Below are 1,098 nucleotides of genomic sequence, written 5' to 3' on the forward strand. Positions count from 1 at the left end.
GGCGTGGAGTGCGGTGTCCTCGGGGGTGGTGTCGGTGTCGAGGTGGACGATCACCGGTTCCGGGGTGTCGGCATGACCCGAACCCCCACCGGACGGTCGTAGCTCCGTCCAGCCCACCTCGTAGAGCGGGTCCGTTCCGGTCTGCGGCGCGGCGGTGAGCGCACCGGCCGGCAGCGGGCGCAGGTCGAGGGCGTCGACGGCGGCGACGAGCCCGCCCGCGGGATCGGTCAGCACCAGCGACACCGTCTCGCCGGCCAGCGGCTCCAGCCGGACGCGCAGCGCGGTCGCGCCGGTGGCGTGCAGCCGGACCCCGCTCCAGGAGAACGGGAGCCGGACGCCGTCCAGGCCCTCGCGCACCGGCAGGAGGTGCAGCGCGGCGTCCAGCAGCGCCGGGTGCAGGGCGAACTCGTCCGTTCCGCCGCCCGGTTCCCCGGGGACGCCGACCTCGGCATACAGGGTGTCGCCGAGCTGCCAGGCGGCGCGCAGGTTGCGGAACGCGGGGCCGTAGCCGTAGCCGAGCCCGGCGAGCCGGTCGTACACCTCGTCCACGTCGGTCCGGACGGCCCCGGCGGGCGGCCAGGTCGTGTCCGGTACGGGCGTGTGGCCGCTTTCCGCGGAGAGGAGGCCCGAGGCGTGCCGGGTCCAGTCGGCGTCCTCGCCGAACCTGGCGTGCACCGCGAACGGGCGTCGGCCGTCGTCCGCAGGGACCCCTACGGTGAGCTGGAGCGACGCGGCGCCGGTGGTGGGCAGGGCGAGCGGGGCCTCCAGCGTGAGCTCGTCCACGACCGGGCTCTGCGCGTGCTCCCCGGCCCGCAGGGCCAGGTCGACGAAGAGGCTGCCCGGCACCAGGGGCACACCGTCGATGCCGTGGTCGGCGAGCCAGGGGTGGGTGTCGAGCGACAGCCGGCCGGTGAACAGCAGGCCGCCCTCACCCGCGAGTTCGACCGGTGCGTCGAGCACCGCCGCAGCTGTCCTCGCCGGATCCTCCAACCAGTAGCGGCGTCGTTGGAAGGGGTAGGTGGGGAGGTTGGGGTGGGTGTGGGTGGTGGTGGGTGGGGTGGGGGTGTGGCCGTGGGTGTGGGTGGTGGCGAGTGCGGT

General features: G+C 75.1%; 1 protein-coding gene. It reads right to left on the bottom strand.

Annotated features, from left to right (window positions below; all coding sequences use genetic code 11):
* Window positions 1–1,098: polyketide synthase dehydratase domain-containing protein (locus ACFV4F_RS43450; RefSeq protein WP_380511605.1), on the bottom strand; the 1,098-nt coding region annotated here is incomplete at both ends.

Origin of the sequence: Kitasatospora sp. NPDC059722 (assembly GCF_042733235.1) — a bacterium.
In the GTDB taxonomy this organism is placed as follows: domain Bacteria; phylum Actinomycetota; class Actinomycetes; order Streptomycetales; family Streptomycetaceae; genus Kitasatospora.